The sequence below is a fragment of the Rhodococcus sp. 06-1474-1B genome (assembly GCF_002258885.1).
Lineage (GTDB): Bacteria > Actinomycetota > Actinomycetes > Mycobacteriales > Mycobacteriaceae > Rhodococcoides > Rhodococcoides fascians.
In genome coordinates, this window is record NZ_NOYR01000032.1 from 425,547 (window position 1) to 440,125 (window position 14,579).

The window sequence follows — 14,579 nt, forward strand, 5'->3', positions numbered from 1 at the left end:
GTCCGGCACGGAGGAGACAGATATGACAGATTCGAGCGCACGCGCCGAGAACGCGTCGTACCCGCTGGTGGATCTGGCCGAAGGTCGATCGGGAAGCGTTCCGTTTCCCGATCTCGAGCGCATCGTGCTGCACGAATGGGCCGAGGACGGCACGTTCCGCGCCAGCATCGACAACCGCGCCGATGCCGAGGAATTCGTTTTCTACGACGGACCTCCGTTCGCCAACGGCTTGCCGCACTACGGCCATCTGCTCACCGGGTACGTCAAGGATCTCGTGCCCCGGTTCCAGACCATGCGCGGCAAGAAGGTCGAGCGTCGTTTCGGGTGGGACTGCCACGGCCTTCCCGCCGAATTGGAAGCAGAGAAGCAACTCGGCATCAAGGACAAGTCCGAGATCGACGAGATGGGCTTGGCGAAGTTCAACGCCTACTGCAAGCAATCGGTGTTGCAGTACACCGACGAGTGGCGGGAGTACGTCACTCGGCAGGCGCGGTGGGTCGACTTCGACAACGACTACAAGACCCTCGACGTCGACTTCATGGAGTCCGTCATGTGGGCGTTCAAGACGCTCCACGACAAGGGCCTGATCTACCAGGGCTACCGAGTGCTGCCGTACAGCTGGTACGAGCAGACGCCGCTGTCCAACCAGGAGACCCGGCTCGACGACGCGTACAAGATGCGTCAGGACCCCGCGGTCACCGTCACCATGCCCCTGACGGCGCCGGGCACACCCCTGGACGGCGCGAACGCACTGATCTGGACCACCACTCCGTGGACTCTGCCGTCGAACCTTGCGATCGCGGTGCATCCGGAGGTGCACTACGTCCAGGTCCGCGGTGCCGACGGTGAGCGTTACGTGCTTGCCGCTGCCCGACTCGCGCACTATGCGAAGGAACTGGGGGAGGAGCCGGAGGTGCTCTCGGAGCACACCGGCGCGGAGTTGGTCGGCCTCGCCTACGCACCGCCCTACGACTTCTTCCTCGGCCACGAGAATGCGCATCGCGTTCTGGAGGCCGATTACGTCACCACCGACTCCGGCACCGGAATCGTCCATCTCGCACCGGCATTCGGTGAGGAGGACATGGACGTCGCCACCGCGAACGGGATCGAGGTCGTGCAACCGCTCGATGCGGGCGGCAAATTCACGTCGTTGGTGCCGCCCTACGAGGGCCTGATGGTGTTCGACGCCAATCCGGTGATCATCAAGGATCTCAAGGCCTCGGGCCGCTTGCTGCGGCACGAGACCATCGAGCACTCGTATCCGCACAGTTGGCGTAGTGGTCAGCCGCTGATCTACATGGCGGTTCCGTCGTGGTTCGTCGCGGTCACCAAGTTCCGCGATCGGATGGTCGAGCTGAACCAGGAGATCACCTGGGTGCCCGAGCACATCAAGGACGGCCAGTTCGGCAAGTGGCTCGAAGGTGCCCGCGACTGGAACATCAGCCGAAACCGGTACTGGGGCAGCCCGATCCCGGCGTGGACGTCCGACGACCCCGCCTACCCTCGTCTCGACGTGTACGGCAGCCTGGACGAACTCGAGCGTGACTTCGGTGTGCGTCCCACCGATCTGCATCGGCCGTACATCGACGACCTGACGCGTCCCAACCCGGACGACCCGACCGGCAAGTCGACCATGCGTCGCGTTCCCGAGGTGCTGGACTGCTGGTTCGAGTCCGGCTCGATGCCGTATGCGCAGGTGCACTTCCCGTTCGAGAACGAGGAGTGGTTCCAGACGCACAACCCGGGCGATTTCATCGTCGAATACAACGGTCAGACGCGCGGCTGGTTCTACACCCTGCACGTGCTCGCGACTGCACTGTTCGACCGGCCTGCCTTCAAAACCGTTGCTGCCCATGGCATCGTGCTCGGTGACGACGGTCTGAAGATGAGTAAGTCGAAGGGGAACTACCCGGACGTCAAGGAGGTCTTCGATCGCGACGGCTCGGATGCCATGCGGTGGTTCCTGATGTCGTCGCCGATCCTGCGCGGTGGCAACCTGATCGTCACCGAGCAGGGCATCCGCGAGGGAGTGCGGCAGGCGCTGTTGCCGATCTGGAACGCGTGGAGCTTTTTGCAGCTCTACGCGCCGACGCCGGGGCAGTGGCGGACCGATTCTCCACACGTGCTCGATCGCTACGTGCTGGCCAAACTGTCCGCCACGCGGGATGCGATCACCGATGCGCTCGAAGGGAACGACATCGCCGGGGCGTGCGACGAACTGCGTACGTTCTGTGACGCACTGACCAATTGGTATGTGCGACGGTCGCGTTCACGCTTCTGGGGGGAGGACGCCGACGCGATCGACACCCTGCACACGGTGCTCGAAGTGCTCACCCGCATCGCCGCTCCGTTGTTGCCGTTGATCAGTGAGGTGGTCTGGCGCGGGTTGACCGGTGGCCGATCGGTGCACCTGACGGATTGGCCGACTGCCGACGAGTTGCCGTCCGACCCGGAGCTGGTCGACAGCATGGACGAGGTTCGTACCGTGTGCTCCACGGTGCTCGGTCTGCGTAAGGCACAGAATCTGCGCGTGCGGCTGCCGCTGCCCGAGGTGACCGTCGCGGCCGCCGACGCCGAGCGGCTGCGTCCGTTCCTCGACATCATCGCCGACGAGGTCAACGTCAAGAAGGTGGATCTGACCGAAGACGTTGCCGTGCACGGCAAATTCGAGCTCGTCGTGAACGCACGCGCTGCCGGTCCGCGGATCGGTAAGGATGTCCAGAAGGTCATCAAGGCAGTCAAGGCCGGTGACTGGTCGGAGGATGCCGACGGTGTCGTGAGCGCCGCAGGCATCGCGTTGCTGCCCGAGGAGTACACCCGCAGACTCGTTGCCGCGGAGCCGGAATCGACGGCACCGCTGCCCGGGAACGCAGGACTCGTGGTGCTCGATTCGGCGGTCACCGAAGAGCTGGAGGCCGAGGGTTGGGCCAAGGACCGCATCCGTGAGCTGCAGGATGCGCGTCGTAGCCACGGACTCGATGTGTCCGACCGTATCGACATCGTCATCGAGGTACCCGAACATCGACGGGCGTGGCTGGACGCTCATCGGGATCTGATCGCGCGCGAAGTACTCGCGTTGTCGCTGGTCGACGGCTCGGTCGGCGACGACGGCAGCGATCTCGGTGAGGGAGTTCGGGCAGCGATCACGAAGTCGTCGTGACCGAGGGCATATGAGCGAGGGGCACCGGGTCGTCGTGACCGAGGAGGAGGTGGTCGATGCCGTCCACGAGCGTCTCTCCGAGGCTCGCGGCGGCGTCGTTCCCATCGTCGCCGCCGGCCATCCGGTGCTGCGTGCCCCGGCGCTGCGCTACACCGGTCAGCTCGGGCGTGATGTGTTGACGGAGTTGATCGAGGTGATGCGTGCGACGATGCACGATGCGCCCGGTGTCGGCCTTGCTGCACCGCAGATCGGAATTCCGTTGCAGATCGCGGTGATCGAGGATCTCTTCGATGTCGCGGTGGACGTCGCCCGGGTCCGGGAGCGCTCCCCGTTGTCGTTCCGAGCGTTGATCAATCCTCGGTACACCCCGGTAGGGCGACGCACGGCCTCGTTCTACGAGGGCTGCCTCAGTGTGCCGGGGTATCAGGCCGTCGTGACCCGCGCCGCGGAAGTCCGGCTTGTGTGTACGGACGAGACCGGCCGCGAGATCGACGAGGTGGTGCGTGGCTGGCCCGCACGGATCGTGGCCCACGAGAGCGATCACCTCGCCGGCACGCTGTACATCGATCGTGCGCACACACGGTCGCTGACCACGACCGAGCAGTACTCCGCACGGTGGTCCGATCCCGGACCGGAGCGGGCCGCACGTGTGCTCGGCTTCGGTGCCGACGCCCCGTTCGAGCCGCCCGACGGCCGTCGTTGACCATGCCCGACAGTGTCGATCGGACTCTGCGGAGCCGGCGTTGGGTGTTGCATCTGGACATGGACGCGTTCTTTGCGTCCGCCGAGCAGCTGACGCGGCCGACGCTGCGGGGTCGGCCGGTGCTGGTCGGCGGTGCAGGCGGCAGAGGCGTGGTGGCCGGGTGCAGCTATCAGGCCCGGGCGTTCGGGGCTCGTTCGGCGATGCCGATGCACCAGGCCCGTCGACTCGTCGGTGCGAGCGCAGTGGTCCTGCCGCCGCGGTTCCCGCTGTACTCGGAGCTGAGCAGACGTGCCTTCGAGGCGCTTCGGGTGCGCATGCCCGTGCTGGAACAGCTCTCGATCGACGAGGCCTTCGGCGAGCCGCTCGAGCTGGCGGGCGCGACGGTGGCCGAGGTCGAGCGCTTCTGTGCCGATCTGCGGGTGCTGGTATTGGCGGAGACCGGGCTCGTCGCCTCCATCGGTGCCGGGTCCGGGAAACAGATCGCCAAGATCGCGTCGGGTCTGGCCAAACCCGATGGAATCACGGTGGTAGCGCCCGGAATCCAGGCCGAGTTGATGGCCGATCTGCCGGTGCGCAAGCTGTGGGGGATCGGCCCTGTTGCCGGAGAACGGTTGCACCGCTTGGGGATCGACACCATCGGCAAGTTCGTGGCTACACCCGAGTCGGAGGTGGCGTCGATTCTGGGCGCGACCATGGGCCCGAGCCTGCATCAGCTGGCGCGCGGCATCGACAACCGGGTGGTGGCCGAGCGGGCCGAGGCCAAGCAGGTCAGTGCCGAGACGACGTTCGCGAACGACCTGACGACTCTCGCTCAACTACGCCCGGCGATCGAGTCCATCGTCGAGTCGACTCATAGCCGGTTGCTGAAGGACGGCCGGGGGGCCCGCACGGTCGTGCTCAAGTTGCGTAAGTCCGACATGAGCATCATCACCAGATCGGCGACATTGCCCTACGCGACGGTGGACAAGCAGACGATCGTGGCCACTGCTCAGCGGTTGGCGGTCGATCCGGTGGATGTCGGACCGATCCGGCTCGTCGGTGTAGGCCTCGCCGGTCTGTCCGCGGTTCGGCAAGGATCGTTGTTCCCCGAACTCGAGTACGAGCCGGTTGCTCCGGTCCCGGACGAGCCGTTACCCGCAACGGAGGAGGCCGCGAATCTCGCCGTGGTCGAGGACGGTCCGCGGTGGCAGCCGGGTATGGACGTTCGGCATGTTCGGTACGGTCACGGGTGGGTGCAGGGCGCGGGACACTCGGTGGTGACGGTCCGTTTCGAGACACGGACCACCGGTCCGGGAACGGCCCGCACCTTTGCAGAATCGGACACCGACCTGGTCGTGGCCGATGTTCTGGACAGCTTGGCGTGAGTTGTGGCGCGGCTGAGGAAACTCTGTGAGGTTTCACAGGTATGGCCTTCGCGTTGTGACTCGGGCGAGTCGAGCTGACATAGTGGACTCGGTCCGAGACGACCCCCATACAGACGACCGACGAGTCACAGAACGATCGATACGTGACTCAGAGTGAAAAGGACAAGCACTTGAAGCTTCGCAACACCCGACGGGCCATGGTTGCCGGTATCGCCATCGCCGGTGCACTGACCATGTCTGCCTGCAGCTCGGAAGACGGCGGCACGACGGCCACGACCACGACGGTTGCCACCACCACCGCGAGTGCTGCACCCGCGGGCGGGGACTACCCGCCGGTGCCCACCGTCGAGCAGCTCAACACCGAGCTCAACCGCGGACTCGATCCCAACGTTCCGGTCGAGGAGAAGGCTGCTCTGATCCAGGGTGCGTCCGAGGATCCGGGTCTGATCAACCAGGTTGCCGCCGCTGCTGTGGCCAACAACGCACAGATCGAGATCACCAGCATCGACGATCTGGGCACCGGTGAGCTCAACGCGGGTATCACCATCACCCTCAACGGCCAGGCCAACCCCGGCACGTTCAAGTTCGTCCCCGAGGACGGTGTGTGGAAGCTCTCCAAGGAGAACGCCTGCGGCATCGTGTCTCTCGCGCAGCTGACCAGCCCGGCGTGCCCCGCACCCTGAGTCCTGCCGATCGTCTCTGACCAACGGCGAACTGCCGGTGACACCTTCTTTCGAGGGAGTCACCGGCAGTTCGTCTTGTGTAGGGACGGCGGTCAGGCGCTGGGCACGGCCGATCGAATGCGATCCGCTGCAGACCCCGCGACGGCGGTGACGGTCTCCGGTTCCAGTCCGCTCTGGTCGGAGACGACGATCTGCACCACGGTCGAGTCGACCACCGCCACCACGACGTCGGAGACCAGCGTGAAGCCCTCGCTCGTGGTGGTCAGTCGAATCGATGCGGACGCGTCGCCGACGGTCGCTTGGTCACGCCCCGCCACCGAGTAGTCGACGCCGATACCGTCCGCGTCGGTTCCGGTGAACGTCGAGCACTCGGCCCACGCTCGCTGAATGTTCGCGAAAGCCTCGGTGGCTCCCGGCACGGGATAGCTCGCCGCGTCCTCGTCGATCGACGAGAAATTCGGACCGGAGAAGCGGACCACCGCGCTCGACGCGGCTCCTGCCTGCTGTTGCGATACCGGCGCGAGGACGGCGGCGCACTCGGCCGGGTCGGTGCTCGAGCGATCAGGCGAGTCGTACTCCGGTGCCGGATCCAATCCCAGATCACGAACCGGATCGGGAATCGAGGAGAAGCCGTCCGGCAGGTCTGCGAGTCCCAGCATCGCGGCAGTCAGCGCGGCCGGATCGGTGATGGGCGGACCGCGTAGCGGGTCGGGAGCCGCGACGGTGGTGACGGCAGGCGTGGCCGTTTCGGCAAGCTCGTTCGTGCTGCATCCGGTGGCAGCGATCCCGAGAATCGACAACGTCGCCAGTACTCGGGTGGCAGCGCGCGTCATCGGGCGGTCCAGGTGATCGAATCGCCGACGGTTTGCCGGAGCACCGTGGTGCTGTCGGGGTCGGTGTACATCTGCTCGCCGCCTGCGGTGATCGAACCTCCGACCGGAAGTGGTCGGGAGAGATCGACATCGAGTGTTCCCGCGCCCGTGAAGGTGTAGGACGCGATGTTGAGCGTGCCCGCATTGTCGGGCAGATTCCACACCGACGATTCGGGCGTCTGGGTGATGGCCACGTCGAGGGTCGCGCGGTCGCCGTCGAGTGCACGCAAGGTGACCGTGGTGCGCTGGTTCAGTGTGATGCCACTGAGCACTTGCTGATCGACGGTCCAGACCGCGCCGACCCCCACTTCCGCGTCGGGAAAGTCGATGGATCGGTACACCGCCGCGTTCAAGGAGCGTTCGATCGCGGCGCGGGCGGTGTCGAGGGCATCGTCGGCCGGCGTGATGTGCAGAGCGGTGATCGCTCCGGAATCTGTCCTGGCCAATCGCGCAGTCGATCCCTCGGATGCGGAGAGTGCGTCGGTCAGTCCAGCGTCCGGTGATGTCGCGGCCCCGATGGTCAGCTCGACGGAGGTGGTGGCCCCGCTCGACGCGTCCTCGTCCGGGACGGTGTCGGACGCCGAGGCAGTCAGCGGCACGGTCAGTTCCGGACTGGAGAAGTCTTGCGGCGCAGCAGCATTGATCTGTTGCTGCACGGTCGAGGTGGTGGTGAGGTCGACGCTCTGGTTCTGCGCGTCCGTGTCGGAGCTGTCGAAGGTGAGCGCGCGCCGTGGCTCGCTACCGGAATCGACGACGGTGGTGGTCGTGGGCGTCACCGCGATCGTGACCTCGTTCGAAGACGGGGTCTGTTCGGGTGCGGGATCCGAATCACCGCTCGAGCATCCGGCCAGTAGAGCCACTGCGCAGGAGGCGGCCACGAAGCCGGAGCGGACGGTGCGGGTGCGATCGGTCGACTTCACGGGCACCAGGCTACTGATGACACCGGGTGCGCAGACCGCTACCACGCGGCTCGGATGCGGACCGACGGTTGTCGATGCGCCATGATGGACGGGTGAGTGACGACCGACCCGACGATCCGACCACCGAGACCAGTGCAACCCCCGACCCCCACGAGGCTGCAGACGAGCAGGTGTCCGGTGCCGACAGTGCTGCGGTTCGGCCCGCCGCACCTCTGCGTACCCGACTCCTGGTGGCGATCGCGGCAGTGATTCTGCTGTTCGACCTGATCACGAAGATCGTGGTGGTGCACTTCGTGAAGCCTGGAAACCCGATCGAGATCATCGGCGACGTCGTGACACTTCGGCTGGTGCGCAATCCCGGAGCGGCGTTCTCCATGGCCACCGGAATGACGTGGTTGTTGACGCTGGTCGCCGTGGCCGTGGTGATCGGGGTCGTGAAGATCGGTCGAACGCTGCGTTCGCCGTGGTGGGCCCTGGGTCTGGGTCTGGTTCTCGGCGGCGCTCTGGGGAACCTGATCGACCGGTTCTTCCGCGCACCGGGCCCGTTCCAGGGTCATGTGGTCGATTTCGTATCGGTGGGCTGGTGGCCGGTGTTCAATGTCGCCGACTCGTCCATCGTGTGCGGGGCCATCCTGCTCGTCGCGCTCAGCCTGTTCGGTTTCGAGCCCAACGGCGAACGGGTGACCAAGTCCACGTCCGATGCCCCTCAGAAGGCCGACTCGTGAGGGAATCGCGTTCCATGCCGGTGCCCGACGGCTTGGACGGCATGCGCGTCGACGCCGGCCTGGCGCGACTTCTCGGGCTCTCGCGCACGGTCGCCGCAGCCTTGGCCGAAGAGGGCTCGGTGCTGGTCGATCACAGTGCCGTCGGGAAGTCCGATCGCCTCTCGGGTGGGTCGTGGCTAGAAGTGACTCTGCCCGAACCTGCACGTGAGCTGACGATCGAGGCCGAGCCGGTCGAAGGTATGGAGATTCTCTACGCCGACGACGACGTGGTGGCAGTCGACAAACCGGTGGGCGTCGCCGCGCACGCCAGTGTGGGCTGGACCGGGCCGACCGTCATCGGCGGCCTAGCGGCCGCCGGTTTCCGGATCTCCACGTCCGGCGCGCACGAGCGTCAGGGCATCGTGCACCGACTCGATGTGGGAACGTCCGGGGTGATGGTGGTCGCGACGTCGGAGCGGGCATACACCGTGCTCAAGCGGGCGTTCAAGGCTCGTACGATCGACAAGCGTTATCACGCCCTGGTGCAGGGACATCCGGATCCGAGCAGTGGAACCATCGATGCTCCGATCGGACGGCACGGCAGCAACGACTGGAAGTTCGCCGTCCGCGCGGACGGCAAGCCCAGCGTCACCCACTACGACACGGTCGAGGCCTTCCAGGCCGCGAGCCTGCTGGACGTCCACCTGGAAACCGGACGCACGCACCAGATCCGCGTGCACTTCTCGGCGCTGCGGCACCCGTGTTGCGGCGACCTGACCTATGGGGCGGACCCGCGGTTGGCCGAACGGTTGGGACTGGAACGTCAGTGGCTGCACGCGCGTTCGCTCGGCTTCGCGCATCCGTCCGACGGCCGTTGGGTCGAGATCGAAAGCAAGTATCCGGCAGACCTCGAACATGCTCTCGAGGTGCTTCGGAAGGCGTGATGCGCGGATTCTCGGGTGTGGTCGGTGTCGTCGTCACGATCGCTCTGGTGGTCGGTGGCCTGACCGTCGTCGGCCATCTGAACCCGCAACGGCAACTGCGTGTGGGCACCGACCGGCTCGGCCCGGACAGCGGCGAGCAGGTGACCGACTATCTGGTTCGCGCCGAGGCGAGCCTGCTCGGCGACGATGCCGAGCCTCGCTGGGGATCGGTGTCGTTCGATCGTGAACTCACCGCCGAACAGGCCTACGCCGCCGCGAACGGCGTGCGCATCTCGATGGTGCTCTTTCGGGTACCGCTCGATCGCGTGCAAACTCCGATCCTCACGGTCGGTGTTCCCGGCAGTGAACGGTCGGTACTGAATGCGACCGCACGCGCTGCCGGCCAGATCCAGGAATCGTTCGGCGTGGAAGACCGGCAGGCTCAGATAGACGCGGTGTCGCAGCGCCGGTTGCTGAGCGGATGCGCATGCGTGGTGACGGTGGTCGTGCGGGGCACCGCGGCCGAGTTGAGCGAGGTGGCAGGCCGCGACGGGGTGCGGGCGGTGGAGGCACTTCCGCCCGACGCGGTGTCCGGGAAGTTCGCCGTCGAGCCGTTGCTTCCGGAGTACATCGACGTCGTCGGGCCGCTGCCGGACGACGGGCCGGTTCCCGCCGAATGAGGCAACTTCAGTCTCGTTCGTCACACCCGTCACGTCCTCCCAGGACACACCGTCGGCCTGAAAAATCTGTCGGTTCCACCGCCTAGAGTGTGTGCATTCGCGGCTCGTATTTTCGAAAACGCACGACCTTCAGGAGAGAACCTTCGTGGCCGATTCGTTCGTTCATCTGCACAACCACACCGAATATTCGATGCTCGACGGTGCCGCCAAGATCGGGGCCATGTTCGCCGAGGCGGCGCGGTTGGAGATGACGGCGGTCGGCATGACCGACCACGGCAACATGTACGGGGCCAGTGAGTTCTACAACGAGGCCAAGAAGGCCGGCATCAAGCCGATCATCGGTATCGAGGCCTACATCGCTCCCGAATCCCGATTCAACAAGAAGCGCGTGCTGTGGGGCGATCGAAGCCAGAAGTCCGACGACGTCTCCGGTAGCGGTGCGTACACGCACATGACGATGGTCGCCGAGAACGCCACCGGCGTCCGGAACCTATTCAAGCTGTCCTCGCTCGCGTCCATCGAGGGTCAGCTCGGCAAGTGGGCCCGCATGGACGAGGAGATCATCGCTTCGCACGCGGAGGGCATCATCGCCACCACCGGATGCCCGTCCGGTGAGGTTCAGACGCGCCTCCGTCTGGGCCAGGACCGTGAAGCCCTCGAGGCCGCGGCCAAGTGGCAGGAGATCTGGGGCCCGGACAACTTCTTCCTCGAGTTGATGGACCACGGTCTGTCCATCGAGCGGCGAGTCCGAGAGGGCCTGCTCGACATCGGCAAGAAGCTGTCCATTCCGCCGTTGGCCACCAACGACTGCCACTACGTCACCAAGGACGCCGCCGAGAACCACGAGGCTCTGCTGTGCATCCAGACCGGTAAGACGCTCAGCGATCCCACGCGCTTCAAGTTCGATGGCGACGGCTACTACCTCAAATCCGCTGCCGAGATGCGTGCCCTCTGGGACGACGAGGTCCCCGGTGCCTGCGACAGCACGCTCCTCATCGCCGAGCGAGTCCAGCCGTACGACGAGGTGTGGGCACACCGCGACCGGATGCCGATCTTCCCGGTTCCCGAGGGCTACACGCAGGGAACGTGGCTGCGGCACGAGGTCATGACCGGACTCGAACGTCGGTTCCCCGACGGTCCGGCCGAGGATTACCTCGCGCGTGCTGAGTACGAGATCAAGGTGATTCTTGAGATGGGCTTCCCGGCCTACTTCCTCGTGGTCGGCGACCTGATCAACCACGCGAAAGCCGTCGGCATCCGAGTCGGACCGGGCCGTGGTTCCGCCGCCGGTTCCCTGGTTGCCTACGCCATGGGCATCACGAACATCGATCCGCTCCCGCACGGGCTGCTCTTCGAGCGATTCCTCAACCCCGAGCGTGTGTCGATGCCCGATATCGATATCGACTTCGACGATCGTCGTCGCGGTGAGATGGTGCGCTACGCCACGGAGAAGTGGGGCAGCGACCGGGTCGCGCAGGTCATCACCTTCGGCACCATCAAGACCAAGGCCGCCATCAAGGACTCCGCACGTGTGCAGTTCGGCCAGCCCGGTTTCGGCATCGCCGATCAGATCACCAAGGCATTGCCGCCGCCCATCATGGCCAAGGACATCTCGGTGGCCGGCATCACCGATCCGTCGCACGAGCGCTACAAGGAGGCCGTCGAGGTCCGAGCGCTCATCGACTCCAACCCCGACGTGGCCACGATCTACAAGACGGCAAAGGGCCTCGAAGGCCTGATCCGCAACGCGGGCGTACACGCCTGCGCGGTCATCATGTCCTCGGAGCCGCTCACCGACGCCATCCCGGTGTGGAAGCGCGCCCAGGACGGCGCGATCATCACCGGCTGGGACTACCCGTCGTGCGAGGCCATCGGCCTGCTGAAGATGGACTTCCTCGGTCTGCGAAACCTCACGGTCATCGGCGACGCGATCGACAACATCAAGGCCAACCGCGGCATCGACATCGATCTCGACGCGTTGCCGCTCGACGATCCGGCGACCTTCGAATTGCTATCTCGCGGAGACACTCTCGGTGTTTTCCAGCTCGACGGCAGCGCGATGCGAGACCTGCTGCGCCGCATGCAGCCCACCGGTTTCGAGGACATCGTCGCCGTGCTGGCGCTGTACCGCCCGGGTCCGATGGGCATGAACTCGCACAACGACTACGCCGACCGCAAGAACGGGCGGCAGGAGGTCAAGCCGATTCACCCCGAGCTCGAAGAGCCGCTCAAGGTGATTCTCGGCGAGACGTACGGCCTGGTGGTCTACCAGGAGCAGATCATGCAGCTCGCGCAGAAGGTCGCCGGGTACACCCTGGGTCAGGCCGACCTGCTGCGTCGTGCCATGGGAAAGAAGAAGCTCTCCGAGCTCGAGAAGGCCTACGCCGGATTCCGGCAGGGCATGTTGGACAACGGCTTCTCCGAGGCCGCGATCAAGGCGCTGTGGGACACCGTGCTCCCGTTCGCCGGCTACGCGTTCAACAAGTCGCACTCGGCCGGCTACGGCCTGGTCTCGTATTGGACGGCGTACCTCAAGGCCAACTACCCGGCCGAGTACATGGCCGGCCTGCTCACCAGTGTCGGTGACGACAAGGACAAGGCCGCGATCTACCTGGCCGACTGCCGCAAGCTCGGCATCACGGTGCTGCCACCGGACGTCAACGAATCCGAGCTCAACTTCGCATCGGTGGGCAAGGACATCCGGTTCGGTCTCGGCGCGGTGCGCAACGTCGGCACGAACGTGGTCGCATCGATCATCAGAGCGCGGTCGGAGAAGTCCAAATACACGGATTTCTCGGACTACCTGGGCAAGATCGACGCGATCGCGTGCAGCAAGAAGGTCACCGAATCTCTGATCAAGGCAGGCGCTTTCGACTCTCTCGATCATCCGCGCAAGGGTCTGATGTTGATCCATGCCGACGCGATCGATGCGGTGATGGGCACCAAGAAGGCCGAGGCGATCGGACAGTTCGATCTGTTCGGCGGTGAGGACGCCGACGAGTCCATCTCCTCGGTGTTCAACGTCCGCGTGCCGGACGAGGAGTGGGAGTCCAAGCACCGTCTGGCCCTCGAGCGCGAGATGCTCGGTCTCTACGTGTCGGGTCACCCGCTGCTCGGTGTCGAGCACATGTTGGCCGCGAAGTCCGACTGCAACATCCCGACCATTCTCGAAGGGGACATCAAGGACGGTACTCAGGTCACCGTCGGCGGAATTCTGGCCTCGGTGAACCGGCGGATCAACAAGAACGGTCTGACGTGGGCGTCGGCTCAGCTCGAGGACCTTGCCGGCGGCATCGAGGTGCTGTTCTTCCCGCAGGCCTACTCGGTGTTCGGTGCCGACGTCACCGAGGACTCGGTGGTGCTCGTCAAGGGTCGCGTGTCGGTGCGTGACGACCGGGTCTCGTTGATTGCGAACGATCTTGCGGTGCCGGATCTTTCGGCGATCGGTATCGACAAGCCGCTCGCGGTGAGTTTGCCGACGCGGCTGTGCACGGCAGACAAGGTCGGCGCGCTCAAGCGGGTGTTGATCAGCCACCCAGGGACCTCGGACGTCCATCTGCGTTTGGTCAGTGGCGACAAGATCACCACGATGAAGCTCGACGACAGTCTGCGGGTGACGCCGACGTCGGCGCTGATGGGAGACCTGAAGGCGCTACTGGGGCCCGGCTGCCTGACGGGGTGAGCCGGTCCGGGCGGGGTGGACCTCGGTCAACCGCAGAGTCCACCACGCGGCGACTGCGACTGCCGCGCCGCCCAGAACGGCTGCCTGCAGCGATCCGACCAGGGCGAGCGTGGCGACGAACACGACGAGCCCGACGGCCACGGCCTCGAGCTTGTACAGAGGCCAATCGACTCCGGCGACATCGACCGTGCGCAGGGCGGGGACAGTTCGACGGCTCACCTGGTTGCTCGTGTAGGTCATCGCGTCCTCCTCGGGTACGCCCGTCCGGTTCGATGATTCGGGTGTCCGGCGGGTGAAGTTCAGACTATACCCACGCAAAGATTCGGTCCACCGAACTCACGGTTCCGACCTGCGACGACCGAGATTCGGTGGCGTCCCGGCGGCCGTGGGTGTTGACTGAAACCATGCCATTGACAGGAGAATACGAACCGAGTTCATCCGACTGGGCCCGAAAGCAGGCCGAGCTGTACGAGAACTCCGGCGGAACCGAAGGCACGACGATGAACGGGATGCCGGTCGTGCTGCTGACCACCAAGGGAAACAAGAGCGGGAAGCTGCGCAAGTCGCCGTTGATGCGGGTGGAACACGATGGGGAGTACGCCATCGTGGCCTCCCTCGGCGGTGCGCCGAAGCATCCCGTCTGGTACTTCAACGTCAAAGCCGAGCCGCTGGTGGAGTTGCAGGACGGACCCGAAAAGCATGATTACGTCGCTCGGGAGGTAACCGGCGACGAGAAGGCCGTGTGGTGGGAGCGTTCGGTCGCGGTCTACCCCGATTACGCGGATTACCAGAAGAAGACAGACCGGGAGATCCCGGTGTTCGTCCTCGCTCGCGCCTGAGCACGATCGGCTTGCCCGTGGAACGGTCCCGAGTGGGTGACCGTTCCAC

Annotated in this window: 12 protein-coding genes; 9 read left to right on the forward strand and 3 right to left on the reverse strand. The window is 65.4% G+C overall.

The genetic code is table 11. The features are described 5' to 3' along the window. The first annotated feature begins 22 nt into the window (after positions 1–22). The 4 genes from ileS to CH266_RS19890 all read left to right on the forward strand — a co-directional run bounded on the left by ileS (position 23) and on the right by CH266_RS19890 (position 5,910). Positions 23–3,160, forward strand: coding sequence for an isoleucine--tRNA ligase (ileS, locus tag CH266_RS19875; RefSeq protein ID WP_094716053.1), 3,138 nt, complete (start codon positions 23–25; stop codon positions 3,158–3,160). Positions 3,161–3,170: 10 nt separating this feature from the next. Continuing rightward, positions 3,171–3,863, forward strand: a complete 693-nt coding sequence (locus CH266_RS19880) for a peptide deformylase (protein ID WP_094715996.1) — start codon at positions 3,171–3,173, stop codon at positions 3,861–3,863. A 2-nt stretch (positions 3,864–3,865) separates the two neighbouring features. After that, positions 3,866–5,227 carry a DNA polymerase IV gene (locus CH266_RS19885; protein WP_094715997.1) on the forward strand — a complete coding sequence of 454 codons (1,362 nt, stop codon included), beginning with the start codon at positions 3,866–3,868 and terminating at the stop codon, positions 5,225–5,227. Between the two features lie 197 nt (positions 5,228–5,424). Further along, positions 5,425–5,910 (forward strand): hypothetical protein, encoded by a 486-nt coding sequence (locus tag CH266_RS19890; protein ID WP_230591182.1) that lies wholly within the window; start codon positions 5,425–5,427, stop codon positions 5,908–5,910. A gap of 92 nt (positions 5,911–6,002) precedes the next feature. On the opposite strand, the gene CH266_RS19895 is transcribed toward CH266_RS19890, so the two are convergent. Both CH266_RS19895 and CH266_RS19900 read right to left on the reverse strand, forming a co-directional pair. Further along, the gene (locus CH266_RS19895) at positions 6,003–6,743 is read right to left on the reverse strand and encodes a hypothetical protein (RefSeq protein ID WP_094715998.1); all 741 of its coding nucleotides are present in this window, start codon (positions 6,741–6,743) and stop codon (positions 6,003–6,005) included. Continuing rightward, the gene (locus CH266_RS19900) at positions 6,740–7,702 is read right to left on the reverse strand and encodes a hypothetical protein (protein WP_255175970.1); all 963 of its coding nucleotides are present in this window, start codon (positions 7,700–7,702) and stop codon (positions 6,740–6,742) included. The genes CH266_RS19895 and CH266_RS19900 overlap by 4 nt, the downstream gene beginning before the upstream one ends. A gap of 74 nt (positions 7,703–7,776) precedes the next feature. Between CH266_RS19900 and lspA the strand changes: the two genes are divergently transcribed. The 4 genes from lspA to dnaE all read left to right on the forward strand — a co-directional run bounded on the left by lspA (position 7,777) and on the right by dnaE (position 13,691). Further along, positions 7,777–8,427, forward strand: coding sequence for a signal peptidase II (gene lspA / locus CH266_RS19905; RefSeq protein WP_094715999.1), 651 nt, complete (start codon positions 7,777–7,779; stop codon positions 8,425–8,427). Beyond that, positions 8,424–9,350 carry an RluA family pseudouridine synthase gene (locus CH266_RS19910; RefSeq protein ID WP_027497328.1) on the forward strand — a complete coding sequence of 309 codons (927 nt, stop codon included), beginning with the start codon at positions 8,424–8,426 and terminating at the stop codon, positions 9,348–9,350. Before lspA ends, CH266_RS19910 begins: the two co-directional genes overlap by 4 nt. Next, positions 9,350–10,009, forward strand: coding sequence for a hypothetical protein (locus CH266_RS19915; protein ID WP_094716000.1), 660 nt, complete (start codon positions 9,350–9,352; stop codon positions 10,007–10,009). Before CH266_RS19910 ends, CH266_RS19915 begins: the two co-directional genes overlap by 1 nt. 145 nt (positions 10,010–10,154) lie before the next feature. Continuing rightward, positions 10,155–13,691: a DNA polymerase III subunit alpha gene (gene dnaE, locus CH266_RS19920; RefSeq protein WP_057473417.1), complete on the forward strand. Its 3,537-nt coding sequence runs from the start codon at positions 10,155–10,157 to the stop codon at positions 13,689–13,691. On the opposite strand, the gene CH266_RS19925 is transcribed toward dnaE, so the two are convergent. Further along, a complete protein-coding gene (locus CH266_RS19925) occupies positions 13,662–13,931 on the reverse strand; it encodes a hypothetical protein (RefSeq protein ID WP_052054873.1) in 270 nt (89 codons plus the stop codon). The genes dnaE and CH266_RS19925 overlap by 30 nt on opposite strands. A 164-nt stretch (positions 13,932–14,095) precedes the next feature. Here CH266_RS19925 and CH266_RS19930 point away from each other — a divergent pair, with 164 nt between their 5' ends. Further along, the gene (locus CH266_RS19930) at positions 14,096–14,530 is read left to right on the forward strand and encodes a nitroreductase family deazaflavin-dependent oxidoreductase (RefSeq protein ID WP_027497325.1); all 435 of its coding nucleotides are present in this window, start codon (positions 14,096–14,098) and stop codon (positions 14,528–14,530) included. Positions 14,531–14,579 lie beyond the last annotated feature (49 nt).

What these genes read in the sequence shown, in the direction of transcription:
- lspA (WP_094715999.1), top strand. Translation starts at nt 7,777, where the DNA reads ATGCGCCATGATGGACGGGTGAGTGACGACCGACCCGACGATCCGACC.
- CH266_RS19890 (WP_230591182.1), top strand. Translation starts at nt 5,425, where the DNA reads ATGGTTGCCGGTATCGCCATCGCCGGTGCACTGACCATGTCTGCCTGC.
- CH266_RS19925 (WP_052054873.1), bottom strand. Translation starts at nt 13,931, where the DNA reads ATGACCTACACGAGCAACCAGGTGAGCCGTCGAACTGTCCCCGCCCTG.
- CH266_RS19880 (WP_094715996.1), top strand. Translation starts at nt 3,171, where the DNA reads ATGAGCGAGGGGCACCGGGTCGTCGTGACCGAGGAGGAGGTGGTCGAT.
- ileS (WP_094716053.1), top strand. Translation starts at nt 23, where the DNA reads ATGACAGATTCGAGCGCACGCGCCGAGAACGCGTCGTACCCGCTGGTG.
- CH266_RS19895 (WP_094715998.1), bottom strand. Translation starts at nt 6,743, where the DNA reads ATGACGCGCGCTGCCACCCGAGTACTGGCGACGTTGTCGATTCTCGGG.
- CH266_RS19915 (WP_094716000.1), top strand. Translation starts at nt 9,350, where the DNA reads ATGCGCGGATTCTCGGGTGTGGTCGGTGTCGTCGTCACGATCGCTCTG.
- CH266_RS19885 (WP_094715997.1), top strand. Translation starts at nt 3,866, where the DNA reads ATGCCCGACAGTGTCGATCGGACTCTGCGGAGCCGGCGTTGGGTGTTG.
- CH266_RS19930 (WP_027497325.1), top strand. Translation starts at nt 14,096, where the DNA reads ATGCCATTGACAGGAGAATACGAACCGAGTTCATCCGACTGGGCCCGA.